The 8,649-nt window shown below is 71.1% G+C and carries 5 protein-coding genes; 4 read left to right on the top strand and 1 reads right to left on the bottom strand.

Annotated features, from left to right (window positions below; all coding sequences use genetic code 11):
* Positions 1–2,091, bottom strand: a 2,091-nt coding sequence (locus ACIA79_RS09045) for a type I polyketide synthase (RefSeq protein ID WP_399427479.1), incomplete at its 3' end; no start/stop codon positions are given.
* Positions 2,092–2,766: 675 nt separating this feature from the next.
* Between ACIA79_RS09045 and ACIA79_RS09040 the strand changes: the two genes are divergently transcribed.
* The 4 genes from ACIA79_RS09040 to ACIA79_RS09025 all read left to right on the top strand — a co-directional run bounded on the left by ACIA79_RS09040 (position 2,767) and on the right by ACIA79_RS09025 (position 8,614).
* On the top strand, positions 2,767–4,011 hold the full coding sequence (locus tag ACIA79_RS09040) for a cytochrome P450 (RefSeq protein ID WP_399427478.1): 1,245 nt from the start codon (positions 2,767–2,769) through the stop codon (positions 4,009–4,011).
* Positions 4,012–4,057: 46 nt separating this feature from the next.
* On the top strand, positions 4,058–4,945 hold the full coding sequence (gene rfbA / locus ACIA79_RS09035; protein WP_399427503.1) for a glucose-1-phosphate thymidylyltransferase RfbA: 888 nt from the start codon (positions 4,058–4,060) through the stop codon (positions 4,943–4,945).
* A gap of 99 nt (positions 4,946–5,044) precedes the next feature.
* Positions 5,045–6,043 carry a dTDP-glucose 4,6-dehydratase gene (rfbB, locus tag ACIA79_RS09030; RefSeq protein ID WP_399427477.1) on the top strand — a complete coding sequence of 333 codons (999 nt, stop codon included), beginning with the start codon at positions 5,045–5,047 and terminating at the stop codon, positions 6,041–6,043.
* A 207-nt stretch (positions 6,044–6,250) separates the two neighbouring features.
* Positions 6,251–8,614, top strand: a complete 2,364-nt coding sequence (locus ACIA79_RS09025; RefSeq protein ID WP_399427476.1) for an alpha/beta fold hydrolase — start codon at positions 6,251–6,253, stop codon at positions 8,612–8,614.
* The last annotated feature ends 35 nt before the right edge of the window (positions 8,615–8,649 follow it).

Here is an 8,649-nt window from a genome sequence, read left to right as displayed (position 1 = left end):
CGCCACCACCCGCGCCCCGTCCTCAAGACTCAGCGCACCAGACACCACAGCAGCAGCGATCTCACCCTGGGAATGCCCCACCACCGCATCCGGCCGGACGCCCGCACTGGCCCACACCTCCGCCAGCGACACCATCACCGCCCACGTCACCGGCTGCACCACATCCACCCGCTCAAACCCCTCACCCGAGCGGACCACCTCCAGCAGGTCCCACTCCACGAACGGCCCCAGCGCGGCAGCACACTCACCCATACGAGCCGCAAACACCGGCGAGGACTCCAGCAGCTCCGCACCCATACCGGCCCACTGCGTCCCCTGACCCGGAAACACCAACACCGACCGACCCACCGCACCAGCTGCCCCCGTAATGACCGGGGCTTTCAAACCGGCCAGCAGCTCCTCACGCCCGGACGCCACCACCACCGCACGGTGATCGAACACCGAACGCTGGACCGCAGACCACCCCACCTCCCCCACACCCAGCCCGCTGCCACCCTCGATGAACGACCCCAGACGCCCCAACCCCGCATCCAGCGCCTCCGCCGAAGCACCCGACACCACCACCGGAACAGGAGCCATCACCGGCTCCGAGGGCACCTCCGGCTCGCCCGGCGCCTGCTCCAGCACCACATGCGCGTTCGTCCCTCCCATGCCGAAGGACGACACACCGGCGACGCGGCGCTTGCCGGGTTCCTCGGTCCAGGGCTCCAGAGCCGTCTGCACGTCCAGGTGCAGCTGGTCGAGGGGGATGTCCGGGTGAGGCGTGCGGTAGTTGAGGCTGGGCGGCAGTATTCCTTCCCGTACGCACAGCGCGGCCTTGAGCAGGCCGACGATGCCGGCGGCGCCCTCCAGGTGTCCGATGTTCGTCTTGACCGAACCCACCGCGAGGGGGGCGAGACCGGCCTCCGCACGCGCGGTGCCCAGGACAGCGCCCAGCGCGGCGGCCTCCACCGGGTCGCCGGCCCGGGTTCCGGTTCCGTGCAGCTCGACGTACCGGACGTCCTCGGGGCGCGTCCCCGTGTGGGTGTACGCCGCGCGGAGCATCGCTTCCTGGGCCTGGCGGTGCGGTGTGGTCAGGCTGTCGCCGCCGCCGTCGTTGTTGACCGCGCCGCCCTTGATGACGCAGTGGACGCGGTCGCCGTCCTCGATTGCCTTGCCGAGCGGCTTGAGGACGAGCGCGGCGCCGCCCTCGCCCCTGACGTACCCGTTGGCCCGGGCGTCGAAGGTGTGGCACTGCCCGTCCGGCGAGAGGGCGCCCATCTTCTCCATGGCGGTGGTGCTCTCGTCCGCCATGACCAGGTGCACACCGCCGACGACGGCGAGTGTGCTCTCCCCGCGGCGCAGGCTCTCGCAGGCGAGGTGTACGGCCACCAGCGACGACGACTGGGCCGTGTCGACCGCGATGCTGGGGCCGCGCAGGCCCAGGAAGTAGGACAGGCGGTTGGGTGCGAGGGCCCGGTGCAGGCCGGTGGCGGTGTGCGCGCCGGATGCCGACCTGGCACGGTGCACGAGAGTCGCGTAGTCGTCGGACGCGATGCCGGCGAAGACACCGGTGGCGGTGCCGGCGAGCCGGCCGGGGTCGATGCCGGCGCTCTCCAGCGCCTCCCAGCCGAGTTCGAGGAGGAGGCGGTGCTGGGGGTCGGTGGCGGCGGCCTGCTGCGGAGACATGTCGAAGAAGTCGGCGTCGAAGCCGGCGTGGTCCGCCAGGGCGGCCCGCCATGTCCCGTCCGGACGCCGGGTGACCTCGTTGCGGCCGGCGCGCAGCAGTTCCCGGAACTCGTCCACGGTGCCGGCACCGGGGAGGCGGCACGCCATCCCGACGACGGCGATGGGCGCGGCGTCATCGTGGGACTCGTGCACCCTCGCGGAGCCCGCGCCCGACCGGGTGCCCGTGCCGGGGCCGGTCTCCGTACCCGCGCCCGAGCCGGACTCCACGCGCGCGCCCGTGCCGGAGCCAATCTCCGTACCCGCGCCCGGGCCGGTCTCCACGCCCGCGCCTGCCCCGGAGGCTGAGCCGGAGCCGGTCTGCCGGCCCGTGCCGTCGTTGTCGCCGTCGTCGCCGTTGCGCTTCACACCGAATTCCGCGTTCATCAAGTCTCCGTAGCCAAAGCCATAGCGAGTGGCGCGATGTGCCGGTGTCCGCTCGAAGGAGGGGCGGGAGGTAAGGAGCGGGAGGGTAAGGAGGGCGGGGCACCGAGCTGACCGTCAACTCCGTCAGCCAACCTCCGGTCGGGACGGCTGCTCGATATCTGTCGGGCAACTGTGTCAGGTCGCCCGCGACACCCGAACGTCGTCATCTCTATTGGTGGGAAGCCCCCCGGGCACTATGTCAGGTCCCGGCTTGCGGACGCGGAAGGCCGCCGTCTAGCTTTCTCGGCATTGCACGGCATTCCACACGGCAATGACCGAATGACCGAATGGCCCATCGACATGGCAAACGGCGTGGCTTTGCCGTGCCGGACGGCACCGGACGGCACGGAACAGTCGCCGACGCACGGGACACGTACCGGACATCGCACCCGACAAACACCGGACGCATCCACCGGAGCCATGCCGAAACGTGTATCGGACGAGAGCCGGACACGTAACCGGTTTCGTACCGGCCAGGCAATGCGATGGATACGGCCAGACCACTCTCCTGCATTCCGAACGTCGACCGCTGGGTCGCCCCCACCCTTCGCTCCGCGACGTGTCCCGGGTTTGCCACCGGTCACGGCGCGGCCTCACGGCCCGGCAGGGAGATCCAGCCCCCACGAGAGAGTCGAGATGACGACGCAGACCAGGGACACCGCAGCCGCTACGGAACCGGAGCCGTCCGTCCATCCGCTCGCCCAGCCGGCGGACGCCGACGCACGGCAGCTGCTGGCGTGGTTCGCCCGGTGCCGGGCGGAGGCACCGGTGTTCTGGGACGAGTCCCGTCAGGCGTGGCAGGTCTTCCGCTACGAGGACTACCTCACCGTCTCCACCAATCCCCAGCTGTTCTCGTCGGACTTCTCACCGGTGTTCCCCGTGCCCGAGGAGCTGGCCCTCCTCATGGGTCCGGGCACCTTCGGCGGTATCGACCCGCCCCGGCACGGACCGCTGCGCAAACTGGTCTCGCAGGCGTTCACGCCGCGGCGCATCGCCCGGCTGGAGTCGCGGATCTCCGTCATCAGCCGCCGGCTACTGGCGGATCTGCGGGAGCGGGACCGGCTGGACGTGGTGGCCGACCTCGCGTACCCCCTGCCGGTGATCGTCATCGCGGAGCTGCTGGGGATCCCCGCCGAGGACCGGGACCTGTTCCGCGAGTGGGTGGACGTGATCCTCAACAACGAGGGACTGCAGTACCCCCACCTGCCCGACGACTTCGCGGAGACGATGGGGCCGGCCATCAAGGAGTGGTCGGACTACCTGTACGCGCAGATCGCGAAGAAGCGCGCGGCACCGGCCGACGACCTGATGAGCGGGCTCATCGAGGCGGAGGCCGACGGGCAGCGCCTGACGGACGAGCAGATCGTCAATATCGTGGCGCTGCTGCTCACCGCAGGCCACATTTCGAGCGCCACGCTCCTCGGGAATCTGTTCCTGGTCCTGGAGGAGCATCCGGAAGCGCTGGCCGCATTACGGGCCGACCGTTCGCTCATTCCCGGGGCGATCGAGGAGACCCTGCGCTACCGCAGCCCCTTCAACAACATTTTCCGGCTGCTGACGGAGGACACGGACATCCTCGGGCACCCGATGAAGGCACATCAGATGGTGATCGCCTGGAGTGCCTCGGCCAATCGGGACGCGGATCATTTCCCGGACCCGGACCGATTCGACATCCGGCGGAGCTCCAATAAGCACATGGCGTTCGGGCACGGTATCCACCACTGCCTGGGTGCGTTCCTCGCCCGGCAGGAGGCCAAGGTGTTCCTGGACCTCGTCCTGGACGAATTCACCGACTACCGCATCGACCACGACCGGGTGGAGTTCTACGACGCGGATCAGCTCACCGCGCGTCACCTTCCCGTTCAGGTGACGCGCTCCTGACCCGGGCGGCGACTCCATGACGAAGACGATGGCGGACCGGCGGCCCATGAAGGGCATCATCCTGGCGGGCGGCAGCGGCACGCGCCTGCGCCCCCTGACCGGGGCACTGTCCAAGCAGTTGCTGCCGGTCTACGACAAGCCCATGATCTACTACCCGCTCTCGGTGCTCATGCTGGCGGGGATCCGGGACATCCAGATCATCACCTCGAAGACGCACCTGGAGATGTTCCGCTCGCTGCTGGGTGACGGCAGCCGCATCGGGATCAGCGTCGACTACGCCGAGCAGGAGGAGCCCCGGGGCATCGCCGAGGCGTTCCTCATCGGCGAGGAGCACATCGGGGACGACCCGGTCGCCCTCATCCTGGGGGACAACGTCTTCCACGGGCCGGGGTTCTCCTCCGTGCTGGCCACCACCGCGGCGCGACTGGACGGCTGCGAGCTGTTCGGCTACCCGGTGAAGGACCCCCGGCGCTACGGCGTCGGCGAGGTCGACGCGGAAGGCCGGCTGGTGTCCCTGGAGGAGAAGCCGGAGAAGCCCCGCTCCCATCTCGCGGTGACGGGCCTGTACTTCTACGACAACGGCGTGGTGGACATCGCCCGGCGGCTGACGCCGTCCCCGCGGGGCGAGCTGGAGATCACCGACGTCAACAAGGTGTACCTGGAACAGGGCCGCGCCCGCATGACCGAACTGGGACGCGGCTTCGCCTGGCTGGACATGGGCACGCACGGCTCGCTGCTCCAGGCGGGGCAGTACGTCCAGCTCCTGGAGCAGCGGCAGGGCGTGCGGATCTCCTGCATCGAGGAGATCGCGCTGCGGATGGGGTACATCAGCGCGCAGCAGTGCCACGAGCTCGGCCGCGAACTCGAAAGCTCCAGCTACGGCCGGTACTTGATGGACGTGGCGGAGACCCTCATGCCCGGACCGGCCGCCTAGCCGCCCACCCGACCATCCACCCTTCCGGCTACGCCCCCCAGCCCTCCCGTCCCCACCCCCGCCCCCGCCCCCGTCCATGGAAGAAAGGTCTGTGCTCCCATGCGCCTGCTGGTCACCGGAGGTGCGGGCTTCATCGGCTCGCACTTCGTCAGACAACTGCTGGCCGGGGCGTATCCGGATCTGGCCGGAGCACGGACGGTGGTGGTCGACAAGCTGACCTACGCCGGAAACCTCGCCAACCTGGACCCGGTCGCGGACCATCCGTCGCTGGAGTTCGTGCACGCCGACATCCGGGACGCGGAGGTGATGGCCCGGGTCGTGCGGGGGGCGGACGTCATCGTCCACTTCGCGGCGGAGTCGCACGTGGACCGCTCCATCGCCGACGCGTCGGCGTTCGTGGAGACGAACGTACGGGGGACGCAGACCCTCCTGCAGGCCGCGGTGGAGGCGCGGGCCGGCCGGTTCGTCCACGTCTCCACGGACGAGGTGTACGGCTCGATCGCCGAGGGGTCGTGGCGCGAGGACCAGCCGCTGGCGCCGAACTCCCCGTACGCCGCCTCGAAGGCGGCGTCGGACCTCCTGGCGCTGGCCTACCACCGGACGTACGGCCTGCCGGTCGTCGTCACCCGGTGCTCCAACAACTACGGCCCGTACCAACACCCCGAGAAGGTCATCCCGCTCTTCGCCACGAATCTGATGGACGGCCTGACGGTGCCGCTGTACAGCGACGGCGGCAACAGCCGGGACTGGCTGCACGTGGACGACCACTGCCGCGGGATCAGCCTGGTGGCGACCCGCGGGCGCCCGGGCGAGATCTACCACATCGGGGGCGGTACGGAGCTGACCAACCGGCAGCTGACGGAACGGCTGCTCGGCCTGTGCGGTGCCGACGCCTCGTCGGTGCGTCACGTCGCCGACCGGCCGGGGCACGACCTGCGGTACGCGCTGGCCATCGGCAAGATCGCGGGCGAGCTGGGCTACACCCCGCGTACGGACTTCACGACGGGCCTGGCGGACACGGTGCGCTGGTACGCGGAGAACCGCTCGTGGTGGGAACCGCTGAAGAAGGTCGCGCAGGAGGCCCGGCGCCCGGACTGACCGCGCGTCCGGGCCCTGCACGCCTCCGCAGGCCCCGTCCAGGCCCCGGAGCAAGGCCCGCCACCCGGCCCCCTCCCACCTCCCCGTCCGGTCCCCTCCCGCCCCGTCCGGTCCCCTCCCGCCCCGCCTTGACGCCCGTACCCGACGCCCGCACCCGACGCGCCGTCCCTGACAGCGGTCCACCGACCGCGAGGAGCTGCATCCGCCGTGAGTACCCGTTCCGCACCACCCGTCCCGGGAGCCCCGTCACCGGCCGGACACCCGGACGAGGGTCTGTGGGTCCGCCGTTACCGCCCGGTGCGGGATCCGGAACTGCGTCTGGTCTGCTTCCCGCACGCCGGCGGCGCCGCGACCTCCTTCGTCTCCCTGGCCCGCGGACTGGACGAGACCGTGGAGGCGCTGGCGGTGCAGTATCCGGGCCGCCAGGACCGCCGGCACGAGCCGTTCATCCCGTCCATATCGGGTCTGGTGGACCAGGTGGTGCCGGAGATCCTGCGGTGGGCCGACCGTCCGTTCGCACTGTTCGGGCACAGCATGGGTGCCACGGTGGCGTACGAGGTCGCGCGCCGGCTGCGCGGCACCGGGCAGGCCTCCCCCGTCCACCTGCTGGTGTCGGGCCGCCGTGCGCCGACGGTGCGCCGGCGGGACGTCGCCCACCTCCTCGACGACGACGCGCTGATCGCGGAGATCGCCACGCTGCAGGGCACCGACGACGCCGTCCTCCAGGACGAGGAGCTGCTGCGGCTGGCCCTGCCGGCGATCCGCAACGACTACCGGGCCGCGGGCACGTACGCGTACGTGCCCGGCGGTGCGCTGGACTGTCCGGTCACGGTGCTCACCGGTGACCGTGACCCCAACGTCCCGCTGGAGGAGGCGAGGGCGTGGCGGGAACTGACCACGGGCCCCTTCGCCCTGCACACCTTCCCCGGTGGTCACTTCTATCTGAACGACCGGATGGACGAGGTGTGCCGGACCATCGGCCACGCCCTCGCCGGCACGACCACCGCGGACGCGACCGCCGGACCCGTCGCGCCGCGTCCCGCCGCGGACACGACCGCCGGACCCGTCCCGTCGCGTCCCGCCGCGGACACCACCTCCGGGCCCGTACCGCCGCGTCGCGCCCCGGCCCCGCCCGCCGCCGTGCGGCGCCGTGCGGACGCGGCCCGGCCCGGTGACCCGGTGGACACGGCGCGGCGGGTGCTGGTCTCGGCGCGCACTCCGGACAGCCCGGTCACGCCGTTCGACGGCATCTCCGGCTGGCTGGCCGAACGCCTGAGGGCGGGGCGCTTCGACGTGTCCCGCATTCCCTTCGCGGAGCTGCGCGGCTGGAGCTTCCACCCCGGTACGAAAAACCTGCACCACGCGTCGGGCCGCTTCTTCTCCGTCGAGGGGCTGCACGTCCGTACGGACCGCATGCCCGAGCGGGGCTGGACGCAGCCCATCATCGTGCAGCCGGAGGTGGGGCTGCTCGGGATCGTGGCGCGGGAGATCGACGGGGTGCTGCACTTCCTGATGCAGGCCAAGATGGAGCCCGGGAACGTCAACGTCCTGCAGGTGTCGCCGACCGTGCAGGCCACCCGCAGCAACTTCACCGGGGTGCACCGGGGGCGCGACATCCGGTACCTGGACCTGTTCATGGGGCCGCGACGGGCGCGGGTCCTGGTCGACTCGATCCAGTCCGAACAGGCCGACTGGTTCCTGGCCAAGCGCAACCGGAACATGATCGTCGAGCTGGCGGCGGACGACGACCTCGACATCGGGGAGGACTTCCGCTGGCTGACACTGGGGCAGATCCGCCGGCTGCTGCTGCTGGACAACGTGGTCAACATGGACGCCCGGTCCATCCTCGCCTGCCTGCCCACGGCGGACGCCGACACGTCCGCCCCGTCCCCCGTGCTGCGCTCCTTCTTCGGTGCGCCGGGCGAGGCGCGGCACGGCATGGCCGAGGTCCTGACGTGGTTCACGGGTGTGCGCGCGCTGCGGGAGCTGGTGCAGAACCGGGTGCCGCTCGACGCGGTGACGGTGGACGGCTGGTACCGCGCGCCGCACGAGATCGCCCACGAGAGCGGGCGGCACTTCCGGGTCATGGCGGCCGAGGTCAGCGCGAGCAGCCGGGAGGTCACCTCCTGGACGCAGCCGCTCATCGAGCCGCAGGTGCCGGGGCTGATGGCGCTGCTGGTCAAGTCCGTCGACGGCGTGCTGCACGCGCTCGTGCAGGCGCGGGTGGACGTCGGGCACCTGAACGTCGCCGAGCTGGCCCCCACGGTCCAGTGCCGGCCGGAGGAGCACACAGGTCCGGAGGGGCTGCCCCGCCCGCCGTACCTGGAGCACGTGCTGTCCGCGCCGGCGGAGCACGTGCGCTACGACGCCGTCCAGTCCGAGGAGGGCGGGCGCTTCTTCCACGCGCAGAACCGCTACGTGATCGTGGAGGTCCCGCCGGACTTCCCGGAGGACGCACCGGACGATTTCGCGTGGCTGTCGCTCGCTCAGCTCACCGGGCTGCTGGCGCACGGCAATTACCTCAACATCGAGCTGCGCACCCTGGTGGCGTGTGCCCACACGCTGTACTGACGCGCCTGACGCACCCGCTCGCCGCTCGGGCGGGG

This window comes from Streptomyces sp. NPDC051310, from assembly GCF_044455245.1.
GTDB lineage: Bacteria > Actinomycetota > Actinomycetes > Streptomycetales > Streptomycetaceae > Streptomyces.
Note: the sequence above shows the minus strand (reverse complement) of the source record. Positions and strands in the feature narration are given on the sequence as shown.

Excerpts from the sequence above, each read along its gene's own strand:
- ACIA79_RS09040 (WP_399427478.1), top strand. The coding sequence starts at position 2,767 with ATGACGACGCAGACCAGGGACACCGCAGCCGCTACGGAACCGGAGCCG.
- rfbA (WP_399427503.1), top strand. The coding sequence starts at position 4,058 with ATGAAGGGCATCATCCTGGCGGGCGGCAGCGGCACGCGCCTGCGCCCC.
- rfbB (WP_399427477.1), top strand. The coding sequence starts at position 5,045 with ATGCGCCTGCTGGTCACCGGAGGTGCGGGCTTCATCGGCTCGCACTTC.